The organism is Paenibacillus hamazuiensis (genome assembly GCF_023276405.1).
Classification (GTDB): Bacteria; Bacillota; Bacilli; order Paenibacillales; family NBRC-103111; genus Paenibacillus_AF; species Paenibacillus_AF hamazuiensis.
This window is the reverse complement of record NZ_JALRMO010000001.1, coordinates 6,820,804-6,841,042: the sequence shown is the minus strand read 5'-3', so window position 1 is coordinate 6,841,042 and position 20,239 is coordinate 6,820,804. Positions and strand designations below refer to the sequence as shown.

At 55.8% G+C, this 20,239-nt stretch carries 19 protein-coding genes; 17 read left to right on the top strand and 2 right to left on the bottom strand.

Annotated features, from left to right (window positions below; all coding sequences use genetic code 11):
* Positions 1-19 precede the first annotated feature (19 nt).
* The 5 genes from MYS68_RS29925 to MYS68_RS29905 all read left to right on the top strand — a co-directional run bounded on the left by MYS68_RS29925 (position 20) and on the right by MYS68_RS29905 (position 6,115).
* Positions 20-1,984 (top strand): DHH family phosphoesterase, encoded by a 1,965-nt coding sequence (locus tag MYS68_RS29925; protein WP_248929306.1) that lies wholly within the window; start codon positions 20-22, stop codon positions 1,982-1,984.
* The gene (gene rplI / locus MYS68_RS29920; RefSeq protein ID WP_248929305.1) at positions 1,981-2,430 is read left to right on the top strand and encodes a 50S ribosomal protein L9; all 450 of its coding nucleotides are present in this window, start codon (positions 1,981-1,983) and stop codon (positions 2,428-2,430) included. The genes MYS68_RS29925 and rplI overlap by 4 nt, the downstream gene beginning before the upstream one ends.
* 39 nt (positions 2,431-2,469) lie before the next feature.
* Positions 2,470-3,828, top strand: a complete 1,359-nt coding sequence (gene dnaB / locus MYS68_RS29915; protein ID WP_248929304.1) for a replicative DNA helicase — start codon at positions 2,470-2,472, stop codon at positions 3,826-3,828.
* Between the two features lie 169 nt (positions 3,829-3,997).
* Entirely contained in the window at positions 3,998-5,284 is a 1,287-nt protein-coding gene (locus MYS68_RS29910; protein WP_248929303.1) for an adenylosuccinate synthase, read from the top strand.
* 123 nt (positions 5,285-5,407) lie between these two features.
* Positions 5,408-6,115 (top strand): hypothetical protein, encoded by a 708-nt coding sequence (locus tag MYS68_RS29905; protein WP_248929302.1) that lies wholly within the window; start codon positions 5,408-5,410, stop codon positions 6,113-6,115.
* 4 nt (positions 6,116-6,119) lie between these two features.
* Here MYS68_RS29905 and MYS68_RS29900 read toward each other — a convergent pair whose 3' ends face one another.
* Positions 6,120-6,377 carry a hypothetical protein gene (locus MYS68_RS29900; protein ID WP_248929301.1) on the bottom strand — a complete coding sequence of 86 codons (258 nt, stop codon included), beginning with the start codon at positions 6,375-6,377 and terminating at the stop codon, positions 6,120-6,122.
* 210 nt (positions 6,378-6,587) lie between these two features.
* On the opposite strand from MYS68_RS29900, the gene MYS68_RS29895 reads away from it, so the two are divergent.
* The 6 genes from MYS68_RS29895 (at position 6,588) to MYS68_RS29870 (ending at position 13,899) form a co-directional block, all read left to right on the top strand.
* Entirely contained in the window at positions 6,588-8,210 is a 1,623-nt protein-coding gene (locus MYS68_RS29895; RefSeq protein ID WP_248929300.1) for a M23 family metallopeptidase, read from the top strand.
* Positions 8,211-8,337: 127 nt separating this feature from the next.
* Positions 8,338-9,081 (top strand): response regulator YycF, encoded by a 744-nt coding sequence (yycF, locus tag MYS68_RS29890; protein ID WP_248929299.1) that lies wholly within the window; start codon positions 8,338-8,340, stop codon positions 9,079-9,081.
* Positions 9,078-10,916, top strand: coding sequence for a cell wall metabolism sensor histidine kinase WalK (gene walK, locus MYS68_RS29885; RefSeq protein WP_248929298.1), 1,839 nt, complete (start codon positions 9,078-9,080; stop codon positions 10,914-10,916). Before yycF ends, walK begins: the two co-directional genes overlap by 4 nt.
* Positions 10,913-12,205: a YycH family regulatory protein gene (locus MYS68_RS29880; protein ID WP_248929297.1), complete on the top strand. Its 1,293-nt coding sequence runs from the start codon at positions 10,913-10,915 to the stop codon at positions 12,203-12,205. Before walK ends, MYS68_RS29880 begins: the two co-directional genes overlap by 4 nt.
* Positions 12,206-12,220: 15 nt before the next feature.
* The gene (yycI, locus tag MYS68_RS29875) at positions 12,221-12,967 is read left to right on the top strand and encodes a two-component system regulatory protein YycI (protein WP_248929296.1); all 747 of its coding nucleotides are present in this window, start codon (positions 12,221-12,223) and stop codon (positions 12,965-12,967) included.
* Positions 12,968-13,095: 128 nt separating this feature from the next.
* Positions 13,096-13,899: an MBL fold metallo-hydrolase gene (locus tag MYS68_RS29870; RefSeq protein WP_248929295.1), complete on the top strand. Its 804-nt coding sequence runs from the start codon at positions 13,096-13,098 to the stop codon at positions 13,897-13,899.
* Here the strand turns inward: MYS68_RS29870 and MYS68_RS29865 are convergent.
* Positions 13,868-14,077 (bottom strand): hypothetical protein, encoded by a 210-nt coding sequence (locus MYS68_RS29865; protein ID WP_248929294.1) that lies wholly within the window; start codon positions 14,075-14,077, stop codon positions 13,868-13,870. The two genes, MYS68_RS29870 and MYS68_RS29865, sit on opposite strands and share 32 nt — an antisense overlap.
* Positions 14,078-14,222: 145 nt before the next feature.
* Here MYS68_RS29865 and MYS68_RS29860 point away from each other — a divergent pair, with 145 nt between their 5' ends.
* The 6 genes from MYS68_RS29860 to sigJ all read left to right on the top strand — a co-directional run bounded on the left by MYS68_RS29860 (position 14,223) and on the right by sigJ (position 20,165).
* A complete protein-coding gene (locus MYS68_RS29860) occupies positions 14,223-15,434 on the top strand; it encodes a S1C family serine protease (protein WP_248929293.1) in 1,212 nt (403 codons plus the stop codon).
* Positions 15,435-15,500: 66 nt separating this feature from the next.
* On the top strand, positions 15,501-15,668 hold the full coding sequence (locus tag MYS68_RS29855; protein ID WP_248929292.1) for a CxxH/CxxC protein: 168 nt from the start codon (positions 15,501-15,503) through the stop codon (positions 15,666-15,668).
* 171 nt (positions 15,669-15,839) lie between these two features.
* Positions 15,840-16,319: a 23S rRNA (pseudouridine(1915)-N(3))-methyltransferase RlmH gene (gene rlmH, locus MYS68_RS29850; protein WP_248929291.1), complete on the top strand. Its 480-nt coding sequence runs from the start codon at positions 15,840-15,842 to the stop codon at positions 16,317-16,319.
* 496 nt (positions 16,320-16,815) lie between these two features.
* Positions 16,816-18,006, top strand: a complete 1,191-nt coding sequence (locus MYS68_RS29845; protein ID WP_248929290.1) for an NAD(P)/FAD-dependent oxidoreductase — start codon at positions 16,816-16,818, stop codon at positions 18,004-18,006.
* 54 nt (positions 18,007-18,060) lie between these two features.
* Positions 18,061-19,245: an NAD(P)/FAD-dependent oxidoreductase gene (locus MYS68_RS29840; protein WP_248929289.1), complete on the top strand. Its 1,185-nt coding sequence runs from the start codon at positions 18,061-18,063 to the stop codon at positions 19,243-19,245.
* 59 nt (positions 19,246-19,304) lie between these two features.
* Positions 19,305-20,165, top strand: a complete 861-nt coding sequence (sigJ, locus tag MYS68_RS29835) for an RNA polymerase sigma factor SigJ (protein ID WP_248929288.1) — start codon at positions 19,305-19,307, stop codon at positions 20,163-20,165.
* The last annotated feature ends 74 nt before the right edge of the window (positions 20,166-20,239 follow it).

The following is a 20,239-nucleotide window of genomic DNA, read 5'->3' as shown; positions in this document are numbered from 1 at the left end:
ATTAGGAGCGAATGAAAGAATGCCGAAGTTCCTGCTGAAGCGGTGGCACGGATTACATATCGTTTGGATTTTTGGCCTGCTGGCGGCGCTCATTGTCGTCTTGTTTGTGTACGAGTGGGAGATTGGTACGGCAGCGCTTTTGTTAAGCGGTATTTTGGGGTTTTACACGATACGGGCGGAGCAAGCGTTCCGCAAAGATTTGAACCATTACGTCGCCACCTTGTCCCATCGCGTGAAAAAAGCCGGAAGCGACGTGGTCGGCGGCTTGCCCATCGGCATTTTGCTGTATAACGAGGAAATGACGGTCGAATGGCACAATCCGTTTGTCGGCAAAATGATGGGAGAGGATTCGGTGATCGGCAGACCGCTCCACGAGCTGATCCCGGCGTTGAAATCGCGCAAAGACAAGGAGACGAAACTCGAGGTTGACGTCGGGAAACAAGTGTATCTGGTGCTGTTTCGGCCGGACGAGCGGCTGATGTATTTTACCGACATTACGGAATATAAAGGGCTGCGCCAGCGGTATGAGGACGAGAAGCTGGCGATGGGCATCGTCATGATGGATAACATCGAGGAAGCGACCCAAGGGATGGACGACCAGACCCGCAGCATTACGCTGGCGAAGGTGACGGGCGAAATTACCGAATGGGCGAATAAATACGGGCTGTACTTGCGCCGGACGGCTTCCGACCGTTATCTGATCCTGCTTGACCAGAAGGGGCTCAAGGCGCTCGAGCAGTCGCGGTTTGAGCTGCTGGATGAAGTCCGCGACATCACGATCGAAAACAAGCTGCCGATGACGCTGAGCATCGGCATCGCCTCCGGAGCTCCGACGTTGACGGAGCTCGGCGTTTGGGCGCAGACGAGCTTGGACATGGCGCTCGGGCGCGGAGGGGACCAGGTCGCCGTCAAGGTTGGCGAGCGGCTGTCCTTTTACGGCGGACGCACGAACGCCGTGGAGAAGCGGACGCGCGTGCGGGCGCGCGTCATCTCGCATGCGCTGCGCGATTTGATTCGCGAAAGCGACAAGGTCGTCATCATGGGGCATAAAACCCCGGATATGGATTCGATCGGCGCGGCGATCGGCGTGCTGAAAGCGGCGTTGGTGAGCGGCAAGGAAGGGTACATCGTCATCGAGGGTGTCAACCCGTCCATTCAGAAGCTGATGGACATGATTGCCGAGGATGAGAAGCTGAACCGATGGTTCATCGCGCCGGAGCAGGCGCTTCAGATCACGACGCGCAAGACGCTGGCCGTTGTCGTCGATACGCACCGCTCGTCGATGGTGCCGGAGCCGAAGCTGCTGCAGCTGACGAACCGGATCTTCGTGGTGGACCACCACCGGCGCAGCGAGGATTTCCTGCACGAAGCGACGCTCGTCTATATGGAGCCTTACGCATCTTCGACGTGTGAGCTCGTGACCGAGCTGCTGCAATATTTTCACGACCGTCTGACGATGGGCGTGCTGGAAGCGACGGCGCTGCTGGCGGGAATCGTCGTGGATACGAAAAGCTTCAGCTTGCGAACCGGGGCGCGGACGTTCGAGGCGGCGTCGTTCCTGCGCCGCAGCGGGGCGGACGCATCGCTCATTCAGACGCTGCTCAAGGATGATCTGGAGCACTACATTCAGAAGGCCGAAATCATTAAAAACGTAGACGTCCTTTATGAGCATGTCGCTTTGGCGGTAGGCGATCCGGGCCGCAAATTTTCTCAGTTGATCATTGCCCAGGCAGCTGATACATTGTTAACGATGAATAAAATTATGGCATCGTTTGTCATCGGCGAACGGCCGGACGGGCTTGTCGGCATCAGCGCCAGATCGCTCGGCCAGATGAATGTGCAGGTCGTGATGGAACGAATGGGCGGCGGCGGTCATTTGACCAATGCGGCCACGCAGCTTGAAGGCGTAACGACGGCCGAGGCAGCCGAGCGGCTGAAGCAGATTTTAAATGAGATTCATGAAGAGGAGGGACTTTTCGAATGAAAGTCATTTTTTTAAAGGACGTTAAAGGGCAAGGCAAAAAAGGGGAAATCAAAGAAGTATCCGAAGGTTATGCAACGAATTTCCTGTTTAAGCAGCAGCTGGCGGCGCCGGCCACCGAAGGCAGCGTCAAAACGCTTGAGCAGCAGAAGAAAGCCGAGGAGCGCCGCAAGGAGCAGGAGAAACAGGAAGCTCAGGAGCTTGGCAAGAAGCTGGCGGAAACGACGGTGCAGATTAAAGCCAAATCCGGTCAGGATGGACGTCTGTTCGGAGCGATTTCGAACAAGCAGGTGGCCGAGGAGCTCGAGAAGCAGCACAAAATCAGCCTGGATAAGCGGAAGGTTGAGATGAAGGAACCGATCCGCACGCTGGGTGTGACGGAAGTAACGGTGAAGCTGCATCCGCAGGTGACTTCCAAGCTGCGCGTGCAGGTCGTTGAGGATAAGTAATGGGCATCTGATCCGGACGGTTTGGAGAGGAGAAACGTTATGGAAGGAGAACTGCTCTTAGACCGAATTCCCCCGCAAAATATCGAGGCCGAGCAGGCGGTGCTCGGCGCGATTTTGCTGGACGGGGATGCGCTGGTCACCGCGATGGAGCGGATCACGAGCGACGACTTTTACCGCGGGGCGCACCAGCGGATTTTCGAAGCGATGATCGAGCTGAACGGCGATAACGAGCCGGTCGATCTGATCACGCTGACGGCGCGGCTGCAGGACAAGCAGCAGCTCGAGGAAGTCGGCGGCGTCACTTATTTGTCGGAGCTGGCAACTGCGGTGCCGACGGCGGCGAACATCGATTATTACGCGCAGATCGTCGAAGAGAAGTCGATGCTGCGACGGCTCATCCGGGCGGCGACGCAAATCGTCCAAAACGGCTACAGCGGCGGTGAAGAGATCGGTGGCCTCCTCAGCGATGCGGAGCGCCGCATTATGGAGATTTCGCAGCGTCGCTCAGGCAGCGGCTTCGTCTCGATCCGCGACGTGCTGATGGAAGTGTTCGAGAAGGTCGAGAAGCTGCACGAGCAGAAGGGAACGACGACAGGGATCAAGTCAGGCTTCCACGACCTGGACCGGATGACATCAGGTTTCCAGCGGTCGGACCTGATTATCGTGGCGGCTCGTCCATCTGTCGGCAAGACGGCATTTTCGCTTAATATCGCGCAGAACGTCGGTATCCGCGAGAAAGAAACTGTCGCCATCTTCAGTCTCGAGATGGGCGCAGCGCAGCTCGTCCAGCGGATGCTGTGCGCGGAGGGCAACATCGATGCGAGCGGCATGAGAAACGGAAACCTGAAGCCGGAGGAATGGGACAAGCTGACGATGGCGATGAGCGTCATGTCGGAGGCGAACATTTATATCGACGATTCGCCGTCCATCACCGTGGCGGATATCCGCGCCAAATGCCGCCGTCTGAAGCAGGAGAAAGGGCTCGGCATGATCTTGATCGACTACTTGCAGCTTATCCAGGGCCGCGGCAAGGCGGGCGAGAACCGGCAGCAGGAAGTGTCCGAGATTTCGCGTACGCTCAAGCAAATTGCGCGTGAACTGAACGTGCCGGTCATTGCACTCTCGCAGCTCAGCCGGGGCGTGGAGCAGCGGCAGGATAAACGCCCGATGATGTCGGACCTTCGGGAATCCGGCTCGATCGAGCAGGACGCCGATATCGTGGCGTTCCTGTACCGCGACGACTACTATGATCAGGAATCGGAGAAGAAAAACGTCATCGAAATCATCATCGCCAAGCAGCGTAACGGCCCGGTAGGGACGGTCGAGCTCGGTTTTCAGAAAAATTACAATAAGTTCGTAAATTTGAACTTGACGCACCAGGAATCGGCGGCCGGTTAGTCGAATTTTGTGCATTCATCCCGAACAATGGCATACAAGCCTATGCTATTGTTCGTTTTTTATTGATTGACTTTATGCAGGTGGGCTGATAAACTGATGATGGTGCTTGGAGCCGTAAGGTTCCAAGCTATTTTTGGGTGCGTATATCACCTGGCCGGGGGTAATGTGAATGGCAACGGTAGTCGTAGTCGGAACCCAGTGGGGCGACGAAGGAAAAGGAAAAATCACCGACTTCTTGGCGGAATCGGCGGAAGTCGTAGCCCGTTACCAAGGCGGTAACAACGCGGGGCACACCATTTTGATCGAAGACAAGAAGTATAAGCTGCATTTGATTCCGTCGGGTATTTTTTATAAGGATAAAATATGCGTGATCGGCAACGGCATGGTCATCAATCCGGCCGCGCTGATCGAAGAAATTCAATATATTCACGAAAACGGCTTTTCCACCGACAACCTGAAGCTGAGCGACCGCGCGCATGTGATCATGCCGTATCATCTGCTGCTGGACGGTCTGGAGGAAGAGCGCAAGGGCGACAACAAAATCGGCACGACCCGCAAAGGGATCGGTCCGTGTTATATGGATAAAGCGGCGCGCAATGGGATCCGGATCGCGGACTTAATGGACGCGCAGGAGTTCGAGAAGAAGCTGAGAAGACTCGTCGCCGAGAAAAATACGCTGATCGAGCAAGTGTACGGGGCCAAAGGTCTTGACGCCGACTCGATCCTGAAGGAGTATCTTGAGCACGCGGAGAAGCTTCGTCCGTATGTCACCGACACTTCGGTCGTGCTCAACGACAAGATCGACGAGGGACGCAAGGTGCTGTTCGAAGGCGCGCAGGGCGTTATGCTCGACATCGACCAAGGCACGTATCCGTTCGTCACTTCGTCGAACCCGACGGCGGGCGGCGTGTGCATCGGTTCAGGCGTCGGTCCGACGAAGATTCAGCAGGTGATCGGCGTCGCTAAAGCGTATACGACACGCGTAGGCGACGGTCCGTTCCCGACCGAGCAATTAAACGAGACGGGCGATTGGATTCGCGAGAAGGGCAATGAGTACGGCACGACGACGGGCCGTCCGCGCCGCGTAGGCTGGTTCGACAGCGTCGTGGTTCGCCACGCGAGACGCGTTAGCGGCATCACCGGTTTGTCTCTGAACTCCCTCGATGTGCTGGCCGGTCTCGATACGGTGAAAATTTGCACGGGCTACAAATACCGCGGCGAAGTGATCTCGCATTATCCGGCAAGCCTGAACATGCTGGCGGAGTGCGAAGCGGTATATGAGGAGCTGCCGGGCTGGAGCGAAGATATTTCCGGCGTGCGGAGGCTCGAGGATTTGCCGGCGAACGCACGCCGCTATGTGGAGCGGGTGTCCGAGCTGACCGGCATTCCGATCGCGATCTTCTCGGTGGGCCGCAACCGGGAGCAAACGAATATGGTGCAACCGATTTGGGGTTAAGATTAAGCTCTCCCGGCATGATGGCCGGGAGGGCTTTTTTTGTAGGGCCCTCCGTCTATCTCCACCTCGATTGGTTAATACTGGATGATGGAATCATCACAGGCCAAGAGGGTGGAGCGAATCATGAAGCTGCTGAAGTGGATGTCGAAATTGATCGTGCAATCGTGTCTGATCGTGTTCCTATGTGTAATAACCACATTTACGGCCATTCAGTTGTATGTCGATGAGCTGCTGCGGCAGTTTAATCTTGGGGCCAGCATCCAGCCGGTGAAACCGGCGGACTTGCTCGGGAGATGGGGCGAGCAGCTCGCCGCTATGGCGGGTGGGAAAGCGCCGGTCCCACCGGGGAAAGAAGTAAACGGCGGAGGTACGGCGGACAAAAGAGAGGGAAAACAATCTGCCCCTGTGTCCGGCATACCGAATCCCGAAGAAGCGCAGCGAAAGCCGCAAGGCGCGGAAAACGGCACGGTCCCTTCCGGGACGGAGAAGCCGGCGCCGGACGATGCGGTGGCCGTTTGGAGCCAAGTGTCCGGAAGCGAAAGCGGCAGTGACGGACTAAAAAACCGGGACGCTTCCGAAGAGAGTAAAAGGGTGGTCGTCTCCAGCGACGATGTGGCGAAGAAAAAAGATGCGATCTCGAGCGAGGACAAAATGAGGCTGTTTTCGCTGCTGGTCAGCCGCCTCCCGCAAACGGAGCTGCAAAACATCTCCAAGCTTGCGGAGGACGGACTGACGGAAAGCGAGCTGAAAGAACTGGAGCGTATTGTGAATTCATACCTGAAGCCGGATGAATATGCCGAACTGATGGCCATTTTAAACAAATATCAATAAACCGTTAGCGTTGCCCGCCATACTTCACGATCGTATCCTCAGCTTGACGGTATCTCGAGGACTCCACAACGACCTCCATCGTCAGAGGCGAGGCGACGTCCCCGAAGATATCGCTGAGCACAGACATGGCGGCAACGCTGTTTTGCTGCAGCAAATCGGTATCCGCTTCGATCCGGATGTCCACGGCCCCTTGCTCCCGCAAGGCCTTCACGGCTTGCTCCAGACCGTCCCGGCTGTTAAACGTGGCCCGCAATGTTTCCATGGTCATCACCTCATTGTTATTGAACTAATCCGCAAAGCCTACTCTACCGTTTGTCAAGAGAGGATTTTGTTGAAAAAAGTAGAGAGATTGTGATACAGTGGTAAAGGAGTGTTTTTAGCCGGAGGAAAATTTTACACACAGCATATTGTGTCTATTTACATCAAAATTTATGTACATTCGTTTAAATAACCGCTAACTAAGGAGAAGATCATGACCGATTTCAAGGGAGAAGGCTGGTGGAAGAAGGCGCTGAGGAAGACGAAGCGCTGGATGAACTTCCGAAAGCCGCACAGCTTGACAGGCAAGTCAGAGAACCGACCGGAAACAGCGGATCAGACATCGGAGGCGCCGGTAGCGGCAACGGCAGAAGTAGCAACGAATGCATTGGATTTATCCCGACTACATACGATGAAGGATTGGATTTCCGCACATAAATGGCCGATGTTTCAAGGCTTCGCGGTACTTAGCTTCACCGCCGCCGTTACGGTGGCCGGGCACCAGTTTGTAGAGCAGCATATGAAGAACATCTATCACGTGTATGTCGACGGAGTGGAAGTCGGCACCGTAAGCGATTTGCAGAGCGTAGAGAAAATCAAGGCCGACAAGGAAAAAGAAGTCCAGCAATATTCCGGAAACGTATCGTTCGTATTGCAGGAACCCGAGATCACCTACACGGCCGAAAGGGCTTTCATGGCCGAGACGAACGATCAGTCGGTGCTGCAGAAGGTGCCGACGTATTTTACCGCCAAGCCGGTCGGCACGGAGCTGAAGATCGACGGTAAAGTGGTCGGCGTGCTGAAGGACCAGGCGACGGCCGAGCAGGTGCTGCAGCAAATCAAGGACCAGGCGGTCGCGAAGAAAAAGGAACCGGGCAAGGTGGGCATCCTCTCGGCCTCGGCTTCAGCTTCAGCGGATCCTCCGGCGGAGACGGAGCTGCAGAGCGTCGAGTTCGTGCAGAAGGTGGAGCTGAACCAGGTCGACATTCAGCCCCAGGAAGTAGCAAGTCCGCAGGATATTGTCCAGAAGCTGCAGACCGGCGATGTGCAGCCGACCAAGTATACGGTGGAGAAAGGGGACTGCGTCTCCTGTATCGCCAAAAAGTTCAACATTTCCAAACAAGTCATTTACGAGAATAATCCTTGGATTGTCGACGATAAGATCAAAGCGGGTCAGCAGCTTGATTTGACGGTGCTGCAGCCGACGCTGGCCGTCAAGACGGTCGAGAAAGTGGTTGAAAGCCAGGAAATTCAGTACGACACCGAATACAAGACGGACGACACGCTGCGGGCGGGAACGAATCAGACGATCAGCCCGGGGAAAAACGGACTCAAGAAGGTCACGATTCTCGTGACCAAGGTGAACGGCTACACGACCGAGGAATCGGTGCAAAACGAAGAGATTATCCAGCAGCCGGTCAAGGCGGTAGTTAAAAAAGGCACCAAAGTGATCAAAGGCGAGGGCTCCGGGAAATTCGCATGGCCGGTCTTGTCCGCCACGATCAGCAGTACGTTTGGGACGCGTTGGGGCGTGCTGCACAAAGGAATTGACCTGACTTCGGGCAACAAGAGCATTTTGGCGGCGGACAACGGGAAAGTCATTTACGCCGGCTTCAAAAGCGATTACGGCAATCATGTTATCATCGATCATATGAACGGTTATCAGACATTGTACGCACATATGAGCCAGCTGAACGTAACGAACGGCAAAATCGTCGAAAAAGGCGAGAAAATCGGCGTTATGGGCAGCACAGGAGACGCTACCGGCGTGCATTTGCACTTTGAAATTCATAAGAACGGCGGACTGGAAAATCCGCTGAAATACCTCAGCCGTTAAACGGCGATCCTCGCCGTAAGTGAAGGGACATGGAAGAAGCAGGGAAACTGCTCGGCCATGTCTCTTTTTGCTTGCGGATATGGTAAAATGGTAGACAAGATACCGGAAGGCAAGGCGGTGGAATGGCATGTTTGGCAAAATTCTTGTGGTGGACGACGAACAACCGATTGCGGATATATTGAAATTCAACCTGGAAAAAGAGGGCTACGAAGTCATCTGCGCGTATGACGGCGGGAGAGCGGTCGAGCTCGCGTTTTCCGAGGAGCCGGATTTGATTTTGCTCGACCTGATGCTGCCGGTCAAGGACGGCATGGACGTATGCCGCGAGGTACGCACCCGGCTGAATACGCCGATCATCATGCTGACGGCGAAGGATAACGAGATCGACAAGGTGCTCGGGCTCGAGCTCGGCGCCGACGACTACGTGACGAAGCCGTTCGGCACGAGGGAGCTGCTTGCGCGCGTGAAGGCGCATCTGCGCCGCCAGACGAAAAACGGCACGGCGGCGGGAGCCGCACAAGCGGTGCCGGATACGGCCGCGCCACAGGGCATCCGGGTGCACCAGCTGTTCATCGACAGCGACATGTACGTTGTGTACAAGGACGGTGCGCCGCTCGATTTGACGCACCGCGAATTTGAGCTGGTGCAGTATATGGCGAAAAATACCGGCCGGGTCATGACCCGCGAGCACCTGCTGCAGGCGGTATGGGGCTTCGAATATTTCGGCGACGTGCGGACGGTCGATGTGACGATCCGTAGGCTGAGGGAGAAACTTGAAGATGACCCGAGCCGTCCGGAGTATATTACGACGCGCCGCGGTCTCGGCTACATGCTGCGCAATCCGAAAGCGGGAGGCGGCGGGACGCCGTGAAACGGATTCGCTTTTTCCAGTCGATTCAGGCGAAGCTGATCATCATTTATGTGCTGCTCATCCTGATCGCGATGCAGTTGATCGGGGTTTATTTTATAAGGACGCTCGAAAGCAATTTGAAAAACGAGTTTTTGGACTCACGGACGAAACAGGCGTATCTGCTGGCGAAATATTTGGAGGATTATTTGCGGGGGATTCAGGAGGGCAAGGCGAGCGAGGAGAAGCAGCCCGCCACCGACCTGAACGTGGTCGTCAACCAATTGTTTGCGATCAGCAAATCGGAGATTCAGGTGATCGACGCCAACGGGATCGTGCTGTCGACCACGCAGCAGAACCACCAGGGCATCGTCGGGCAAAAGACGACTCAAACCGAGGTCAGCCGGGCGCTCCAAGGCATTAAGGACAACCCGCGGATGTTCATGGACGTGGACGGCATCCGCAAGGTCGTGATCGCCCATCCGATCGGCAGCGGGGCGAAAATCGTCGGGGCGGTCTATATCGTCGCCTCGATGGAGGATATTTACACGACGATGAATTCGATCAACCAGATTCTCATCTCCGGCACGCTGATCGCGCTGGCGCTGACGGCGCTGCTCGGCATTATTTTATCGAGCACGATCACGAATCCGATCAAGGAAATTACGAGACAAGCGACGGCCGTAGCGGAAGGGAACTTCGCCCAGCAGGTGCGCATTCAGGGGCAGGATGAAATCGGCCAACTGGCGCAGACGTTTAACTTCATGACGGCCCGCCTGCGGGAGGCGCTGTCGCTCAACGAGGAAGAGAAGGAGAAACTCGCATCGATCCTCACCAACATGAACGACGGGCTGCTCGCCGCGGACGACCAGGGCCGGGTCATCGTCATCAACCGCAGGGCGAAGCAGATGCTGCAGGTGAACGAAGATACGACGCTCGGGCGGCCGCTGCACGAGGTGATCGGCCTCTCCCGCAGCGAGCTGCTGAAGCTCGGCTCCGGCGAAGGCAACACGGCGATGGTGGAAGTGTACAACCCGGAAGAGGAGGAGCAGCTGTCGGTTCGGCTTACGTTTACGACGATCCACAGCAGGGAGAAGGGCGCCGCGGGAACGATCGTCGTGCTACAGGATGTGACCGAGCAGGAGAAGCTCGAGCAGTCGCGGCGCGAGTTCGTCGCGAACGTATCTCACGAGCTGCGTACGCCGCTCACGACGATCAAAAGCTACCTCGAGGCGCTGGAGGACGGCGCGATCGAGGAGCCGCAGCTCGCGCACAAATTCGTCGGCGTGACGCGCAACGAGACGGAGCGGATGATCCGGCTTGTCGGCGACTTGCTGCAGCTGTCGCGGCTCGATTCGAAGCAGGCGACGATCAGCAAGGAGGCGACGGATGTGGCCGAGATGCTCGAGGAGGTTATCGACCGCTTCTCGGTGCAGCTTCAGCAGAGGGGAATCGAGGTCCGTATGGATGTCGCCCCGAACGTCCGGGAAGCGATGCTGGATCGCGACCGAATCGATCAGGTGCTCGACAACCTTGTATCGAATGCGGTCAAATATACCGCGGAGAACGGCTGCATCTGGATCCGCGCGGCGGTCAACGACGGCAAATGGCTGGAGATTACGGTGCAGGACAACGGAATCGGCATTCCGAAGAAGGATTTGAGCCGGATTTTCGAGCGGTTTTACAGGGTTGATAAAGCAAGATCGCGCAGCATGGGCGGCACGGGACTCGGCTTGTCCATTGCCCGGGAAATAGTGAGGGCGCACGGCGGGACGATTACGCTCGATTCGGAGCAGAATCAAGGCACGAAGGTAACATTCACGCTGCCTTATCAGCTGGAAGGAAGTGCGGCGGTATGATCGAGAAGCTGAAATCGGTGACGCTTGCCGTAATGATATGTCTCAGTCTGGTGCTCAGCTATTTGCTGGCATACAGCTACCCACAGCTGGAGCCGCTCGCTCAGGAAAAATATGTAAAAGCCGATCCTGTCGGCACGCAGGCCGTGCTGGAGGATTTGCTGTTCCCGGATCAGATGGTGCTGCATTTGGGGGAGCAGGTGCATACGGTGCTGTACCCGAGCACGAGAAGCTTCAACAGCATCCTCGATACGGTGAAGCAGCGGTACATCGAAGGGTTTCGCAAGATAAATACCGCGACGGCGGTGCTTCCCGTCACTTGGGATGAAATCCGGGACAAACAGCAGGGCGTGGAGCTTCGTTTCCGCGACGGCGTTCCCTTCAACGTGTTGCAGCGGGTGATGCAGATCAAAGGCGAGCTGCCGATCGACAACGATGTCGTGACGCGAATCTGGATCTACACGAAGGAAACGAAGGATGACGTGCGGACGTTCTTTTTCACGGATTCGCCGGGTGTGGCGTATGAGGCGATCAAGGCCGATTTTACGGTCAAGGACATTGAAAAGTTCGTCCAGCTCGGCGCAGACCAGACTCCCTATACACCGGGGCCGGGGGAAAGCTACTTGCCGACCAAGCCGCTGACTATGCCTGCGTACAAAGTGAATTTCTCGCTTATGACGGCGGATCAGTTGAAGCGCAGCTTCTTCGTCGATCCGGCGATTACGCGGAACTTGACGGAACGCGACGGCTCGGAAATATATACCGACGGCAAACGCGGCCTGCAGCTCAAAAACGATCAGCATTGGATGGCTTATTCCGACCCGGTCGCCCCGGTGGAAACGAAGCAGCCCGAGATACGCGAGAACCTGCTTGCGGCCATCCAGTTTGTCAATCAGCATGGCGGCTGGAACGGGCAATATGTGGTGAACAAAGTGCCGCAGCGGATGGCTACAACGAGCCAATCATTTGTATTCCGGCAATATTTCGAATCGCTTCCGGTGATTAATGAACGGCAGGAGAACATCGGCTTCATCAAGATCGTGCTGCAAAAAGGAGTCGTATCCAGCTTCGAGCGCTCCGTCATCGTGCCGGAAAACCGGACGCTATCGGCAAAAGATACGCAAATTGCCGGAGGAGAAGCGCTGGGGCAGAAGCTCGCGCAATACGAGAAGCGCAGCAGCGTCGTCGCGATATACCCGGCGTACAAGCCGGTAACGGACGAGCTGACGCTGGAGCTTGTGCCGGCGTGGGCGGTGGAGCTGCGGGACGGTTCGTATGAATTTTTGGAATAGGGGGAGGAACGTCAAGTGGACTGGAGCCGCGCGAAAACGATACTGATCATCTCGTTTATGTTCCTCAACCTGATTCTCGGCTACCAGCTGTGGACGAACCGCTCCGTGCAGCTCCAGACGGTGGCGGAGGCTTCGACGTCGCTGGAGGAGCTGCGGGCGCTCAGCAAAAGCAAAAACATCGAGCTGCCGTCGGAGCTGCCGAAGGAAGTGCCGAAGCTGAAGGAGATCGTCGTCCGCTTCGATGAAAACATGAGGTCGGACCGGCAGCTTCCGGTACAGACGCCGTTTCGCTACAGCCCCTTGCTGAGCAAGGGAGCGCTGAAGGATTCCCCGGTGAAGCTGGCGGTGCCGCACTTCGAGGCGTATCAGTACGATCCGGTGGAAAGCAAGTCGGGGGTCTACGTGTTTCACCAGATCTACGGCACGCTGCCGATGTTCGAGGTACGGCTGGAGCTTCTTGAAACGAACGGCCAAATTACCGCTTACAAACAGGGCTATGTTGAAGTACAATCAGAAGGTGAGCAAAAAGAGCAGAAGGTCATTCCGATGAACATTGCTCTGCGAAGCCTGATCGAAAACTATTTGCCGAACGGTTCGGTCATTGCGAGCATGAAGCTCGGCTACCACGGCCAGGTGTACAACTCGCAAACGATGTATATGGTGCCTTCCTGGCGCGTGGCGCTGACGAACGGCGATTTTTATTTCATTCATGCGCTGAACGGTGCGGTGGAAGTGCCGCAGACGAACAAGAAAAGCCCTTGATCGAAGTCGATTCGATAGAGATACATTTGTGTTTTAACGGAAGCGTTGGTTCCACAAAAGAAATGATGGCTGCACGCGAACCGTACGAGCGGTTCGCCGGGTGCGGCAGGATGGGGAGACAAGCAGGAATGGGTATTCGATTCAGCATATTATCCAGCGGCTCGACGGGCAACTGCACGGTGGTGGAGAGCGGCGAGACGAAGCTGCTGATCGACGCGGGCCTCAGCGCCAAGCGGATTGAGCAGCTGCTGGCGGAGCGCGAGACGGCGGCGACGAGCCTGGATGCGATTTTGGTGACGCATGAGCATGCGGACCATATCAAGGGGCTCGGCGCGGTCGCCCGCAAATTCGACTTGCCGATCTACGCCAACGAGAAGACATGGGAGGCGCTGAACGAGCACATCGGCGAAATCGCCGATGACAAGCGCCGGGTGATGCAGACGGGCGAGATGGTCGATTTCGGTGAGCTGAAGGTCGAATCGTTCGGCATTTCCCACGACGCGGCGGAGCCGGTTGCGTACAATTTTTACGACGGGGAGCAGAAGCTGAGCGTCGCGACCGACCTCGGTTATATGAGCGAGAAGGTAAGGGAAAAGCTGCTCGACAGCGACGTGCTCGTGCTCGAGTCCAATCACGACGTGGAAATGCTGCGCATGGGACGTTATCCGTGGAACATCAAGCGGCGCATTCTCAGCGATCTCGGCCATTTGTCGAACGAGGCGGCCGGCGAGGCGCTGTGCGAAGTGACGTCGGGCAAGACGAAGCGGGTATATTTGGCGCACCTCAGCCGGGATCACAATCTGATGGATTTAGCCAAGCTGACGGTGAATAACATTGTGGAAGATACATTCGCGCCGGACGATCACCGCGCCGAATTAAGGGATACATACTACGACCGCTCTACGCCGTGGGATCGGCTGGATGAGGAATAGATGCTGCGTCGAGCTGAGCCGCCTTGCTGCGGATTTCTTCGGCGGTGATGCAGCCTTTCTCGATCAGCAGCTCGATGACGGCGCTTAGAGCGAGTGTGTTGCGGTAATGCTGGTCTTTCAAATCGGCCAGCTTGCCGATCAGGTCGATGGTGCTCAAATGGGGTTGGACACGGTTCATTTGTCTCTTCCTCTCTATGAATCTAGTTTGGGGAATCTAGTTTTGACGGATTACTATGAAGTATAGTCGGGTACCCCGGAAAACATTCCTGATTGTACGAAAAAAATGCGCGTAGCGGCGGGAGCGTCAGGAGGAGGCGGGGCCGGTGAGTTTGTTTGACGACGATTTTTATACGACGAAAGTGTCCAGATGGAATTCGGCGAAGGAGACCCGATTTCGCAGGCGCGGCTTGGCGGTGCTTCCGGATTGGGTCGTTCCGGCAGTCGGCGGGTCTTTGGCTACGATACTGGCCTTCGCCTTGATTGGAGGCGTTCTGTCCGGCTTCGGTTCCTCCGAAGCTACAGGTTCATATCTGGCGAAGCCGGGAACGGCTGTAAGTGATACGCAGCAGCTGATCAACGACCCGGTCGTCCGAGCGGCGGAGAAGGTCGGGCCGTCGGTGGTCAGCATTCTCAGCTCCCGCAAGGAAGGCGATAATGGTGTGCGTGCGCTGGGGCTCGGCTCGGGGGTTATTTTTCAAAAAGCCGGCGATAAGGTGCGTGTCGTGACCAATAACCACGTGGTCGACGGGTCGGATCAGCTGGAGGTCGTCACCGGAGCGGGGGATCGGCGCAAGGCGACGCTGCTCGGGCGCGACCAGATCAGCGATCTGGCGGTGCTGGAGATCGACGCGGCGGGCATCAAGCAGGTCGCCGAATTCGGCGATTCCGACGCGCTGAAGCCGGGAGAGACGGCGATTGCGATCGGCAATCCGCTCGGGCTCGGCTACGCGCCGACGATCACGCGGGGCATCATCAGCTGGCCGAAGCGGTCGATTCCGGTGTCGCTCGGCCGGGAGGGCGAGTTCGACTGGGAGATGGACGTCATCCAGACGGACGCCGCGATCAATTCCGGCAACAGCGGCGGCGCGCTCGTGAATCTGGAAGGCAAGGTCGTCGGCATCAATACGCTGAAGGTAGCCGATTACGGCGTCGAGGGACTCGGCTTCGCGATTCCGATCAACCAGGCGAAGACGGTCATCGACAGCTTGATCCAGTATCACAAGGTGAAGCGCCCGTATATGGGCGTGGTGACGCAGGAGCTGCAAAGTTTTGCGGGGACGGATGTTTTAAAGCTGCCTGTCGAGGTCAAAACTGGTATTATTGTGCTCGATGCGACGGGTCCGGCCAAAGAGGCGGGGCTGAAGACAAACGATGTGATCGTCGAGCTGGACGGCAAGCCGGTCGCCAGCACGGTCGATTTGCGCAAGTATATTTACGGCTCCAAATCGATCGGCGATAAGCTGAACGTGACGTATTACCGCGCGGGCAAGAAGGCGACGGCGGTGCTGACTCTGGCGGAGCTGAAGGATAAATAGGCGTGCCGGTGCAGGGGCTAAATGATGTCGAACTAATAATCGGACTAATGATAGGAGTTATGGCAAATGTACGTAGTATGCAAGGATCATCTGGAGATTGCCATCGATCAGTTCGTGGACGAATACGAGGAGGCTCCGGATATCGTCGATTTGCAGGAGGTCCGCTTCCGCGACTGGGAGCCTCCCGCTCACTGCGAGCGCTGCTCGGCGCCGGGGCGTTTTCTGGTCGTGTAGGAAGGCTATGGGGCCTTCCTTTTTTTGTTTTGGGCGGGGCCGCGCTGGGGGGCTGCTGAAGGGCGGAAAGGTTAGGACCTATCCTATCCGATCGCGCGTCGGGGCCGTTCCGGTAGAACGACTTCGCCCTTACCTTATGAGGATATAGGTGAAGAAGGGAAGTTTGTTGCGATGCAGATTCAAATTGTGGCGGTCGGCAAATTAAAAGAGGCGTATCTGGTGCAGGGGATCGCCGAATATACGAAGCGGCTTGGCCCGTACGCCAAGCTGCAAATCGTCGAGGTGCCGGACGAGAAGGCACCGGAAACGATGTCGCCTGCCGAGGAACGGCAGGTGCGGGAGCGGGAGGGCGAGCGGATCTTGGCCGCGCTGCGCCCGGACACATTCGTCGTCGCGCTGGCGATCGACGGCAAAGCTCTGTCGAGCGAGGAACTCGCCTCGCGGCTGCAGGAGCTGGCCACCTATGGGCGCAGCCAGGTGGCGTTTGTGATCGGGGGCTCGCTGGGGCTCGCCCCCGCCGTTTTGACGCGCGCGGAGCTGAAGCTCAGCTTCGGGCGCATGACCTTGCCGCATCAGTTGATGCGGCTGGTGCTGGTGGAGCAGGTGTACCGCGCGATGAAGATTATGCGGGGGGAACCGTATCATAAGTGAAGCAAATTTTTGGTACAAGGCGAAGATCTTTGAAGAAAACAATGGATTCCTCGTCTAATCCCCTACCGTTTGGCGACACCTTATTTTCAAGCGAAGGTGCGTGTCTTGAATGGCTTATAGCTGATTTTTACTAATGTAGGCTATCGCATCGTAAAAAATAAGAAATTCCACGAAGGAGCAGCCGCGGCATGCTCCTTTCGTATTTTTCACCATTACATAGTTTTCCCTTTTCAAGAAAAATGCTGGGCTAAATTCGTTAGGTATTCCGCTTCACCGTATTTTCTTTCATATGAATGAGCATATTGGCATCTTTCCCCATTACATATCGGAATTGATTTGTACCGTCTGTGGCCGCGTGGTATATGGATTAGGCAACAATTTCTACGTACCTATCAAGCCAATATCACCGAATCGCAGGGATATTCGTTCGTTTCCGATGTCACAGATCAGAGCCTTGTGTTGTTATATGTACAAAACGTTTAAGGAGCTGAGGAAGATGAACGACTTGACATGTATCATCATCGGAGGCGGCCATGCAGGACTTGCAGCGCTAAAAGCAATAAAGAAAACGACCCTGGGCATGGCCAACGGGCGGCGGATTCGGTTTGTTGTATTCGACAAGCAGCCAGGTCATGTGCGCAAAATAATGTTGTTCCGGCCGGCCGCGGGCGGGGAAGAGATTATTGTTCCCTGGACGCATTATGAGTTTTCAGAAGGAGTCGAATTCGTGCAAGGAACGGTTACCTCTGTGGATGGTAGGGAAAAACAGATCCGATATGAAGCTGCGCAAGGAAATGATGCCACCATGCAGTATGACATTTTAGTCGTAGCGGTCGGCAGCGTCGTTCGGCAACCGGATCCTAATCAGGGCGGAATTCCTTTAACCGACCCGCAAACCGCAGCAGTCATCCGGGGGCGTTGGCGTGCCAATCTACGGCAAGCTGCCCACGAGAAAAATCCGAAAGAACGAAAGCGTCTGATGACGGTAGTAGTTACGGGAGCGGGCATAAGCGGCATCGAGACGTCCTCTGAACTGGCACTTGAGATGCAGAAGAAAGCATCAACTCTAGGACTGAATCCATCCGATATTTCAGTTTATTTGGTGAGTGGACAGGAACGATTGTTCATGGAAGGACCCGAGAAAGTTGGACGGAAATTGGATCAGATACTCAGAGAATGTGGAGTGACGGTGGTTTACAACCGTAAGGTGATGCGAGAGGAAGCAGGAGTGGTGACGCTTAATAATGGCGATCGTCTGCCGGTTGGTCTATGTATATGGACGATTGGTCTGATGCCGAATCCGGCCCTTCGCACGATGGGCTTGCCGCTTACTACTGATGGCCAAGTGCTGGTGGATGAATCCTATCGCGTCCAAGGGATGCCGGGCGTATACAGCATTGGCGACTGTGCGAGAATCGTCGACCCCAAAACCGGTAAGGCAGCTCTGATGAGGTGCGCAGAACTTGCGCTACAGGATGATCGACTGGGGAAAATCGTCGTGGCAGATTTGGAGGGCCGCCCTGCGCCAGTTCACAAATCGGCACCAATAGATCTCTATTGCATCGGCCTGGGGGAAAATCGCGGATTGGTATGGGGACGCAAATGGGGAATTAATTTGATTATAACGGGAAAGCCGGCGTGGAGATTCCGGAATGCTGCATGGGATGCAGGCAGTAAGCTTCGATAGTCACTGGATACCACACAATAGCTAGTAAATCGTACCTAAAGGGGATGAAGAGGGATGAACGACTTGACATGCATTATCATTGGAGGTGGCCATGCAGGGCTTGGGGCACTCAAAGCAATAAAGGAAGAGGCCCAGGGCATGGCGGACGGACAGCGTATTCGATTTGTTCTGATCGACAAGCAACCCGGTCATGTGCGCAAAGTGATGTTGTTCCGGCCGGCTGCAGGCGGGGAAGAAATTGTGGTTCCCTGGTCGCGTTATAATTCAGGAGGAGTCGAATTCTTGCAAGGGACGGTTACTTCCGTAGATAATGAGGCAAAACGGATCCAATATACGGATGTACAAGGAAATGATGTCCGAATTCATTATGACCTTTTAGTCGTGGCGGTTGGAAGCATCGTCCGGCGGCCGGATCCCGATCAGGGAGGGATCGCCTTGACCGACCCTCAAGCGGCAGCAGACATCCGGGAACACTGGCGTGCCAATCTGCGGAAGGCTGTCGTCGAGACGAACCCTGAGGAACGAAAGCGACTCATGACAATCGCGGTTGCGGGAGCGGGTATCAGCGGCATCGAGACGTCCGCCGAGCTGATCCTCGCCATGCGGACGGAAGCAGCGGCGTTGGGGCTGAATTCGTCCGATGCCTGCGTTTATTTGCTCAATGCACAGGAGCGGCTGTTCTCGGAAGGGCCGGAGAAAGTTAGACGGAAGTTAGATCGGTTGCTCATCGAATGCGGGGTGACCGTGCTTCACAATCGTAAGGCAATGCAAGAGCAAGCAGGAGTGGTGACGCTTAATAATGGCGATCGTCTGCCGGTTGGTCTATGTATATGGACGATTGGTCTGATTCCGAATCCGGCCCTCCGCAGCATGGGCGTGCCACTTACTTCTGAAGGTCAAGTGCTGGTGGATGAATGTTATCGCGTCCAAGGGATGCCGGGTGTATACAGCATTGGCGATTGTGCGAGAATCGTCGATCCGAGTACCGGCAAAGCGGATCAGATGACGTGCAAAGAAGCCGGGCCGCAGGCGTTAAGGCTGGGAAAAATCGTGATGGCTGATCTGGAGGGCCGTCCCGCTCCGGTTCACAAATCGTTTTTGGAAACTTTCGGATTCGGCCTTGGGCAAAATCGCGGGTTGGTGTGGATAAACAAATGGGGACTTGATATCATCATAACGGGGAAGCTTGCATGGAAAGTAAAAAAAGTGGGATGGGATTTTGCTAGCTGGCTCCGTTAGAAACAAAGGGATCAAGTTGATCCATTTCTAACAGCCCGAAAAAGGAGGTCAGACGGCGGATGGAGGAGCTGTACGATCAATATAGAGCACTGTTGTTCAAGCTGGCATATCAGTTGACCGGCTCCGCGGCAGACGCGGAAGATGCGGTGCAGGACGTATTTGTTAAAGCGTGCGACGTACATCCGGAACGATTGGAGGAGCCGAAAGCGTATTTGTGCAAGATGGTAACCAATCGCTGCCTCAATCTGCAAAAGTCGGCGAGGAAGAAGAGGGAGTTGTACGTCGGTCCCTGGCTTCCTGAACCGATTCTGACGCCGGAGGCGGATCAGCTCGAGACGGCGGTCGTCCGCCGCGATCTGCTGTCTTACGCTATGCTCGTACTGCTCGAGCGGTTATCTCCGACAGAGCGGACGGTTTTCGTCCTGCGTGAGGCGCTGGGCTTCGATTATCCTGAAATAGCCGAACTGCTGGGCAAGCAAGAGGCGAATTGCCGCAAATTAATGAGCCGGGCAAAAAGCAAGATGGGAATATCCGAAGATGAGCTAGTTGCGGCCGAAGCGGTCGAACAGGATTGGGTTAACCGGTTCCTCGCATCCCTCGAGCAAGGTAACGTTGATCATGTGATGTCTCTGTTAACCGAAGACGTCATGCTCGTCGCCGATGGAGGCGGGAAGGCAGCCGTTTACAATCGTCCGGTGCAATTGCGCGATCACGTGGCTCGAGCTCTGCTTGATGGGTTCAAGAGTATAGGGGCCAATCAGGGAAAACTTCGCTTCGAGGTTGTCCCTCTAAACGGCGAGACCGGTATCGTACTCCGTTCGAAGGACGAAACTCTGGCTGCAATATTAATTCAACTTCAACGCGGAAAGATTGCCAGATTATATGCCGTACGAAACCCTGATAAGCTTGCCCGGATTTAGTCAGTCGTCTATGGATTTTTCCAAAGGGGTACGAGTGCTTAATTAGAATGGGAACGTAAGAGGGAGCTGCTTCA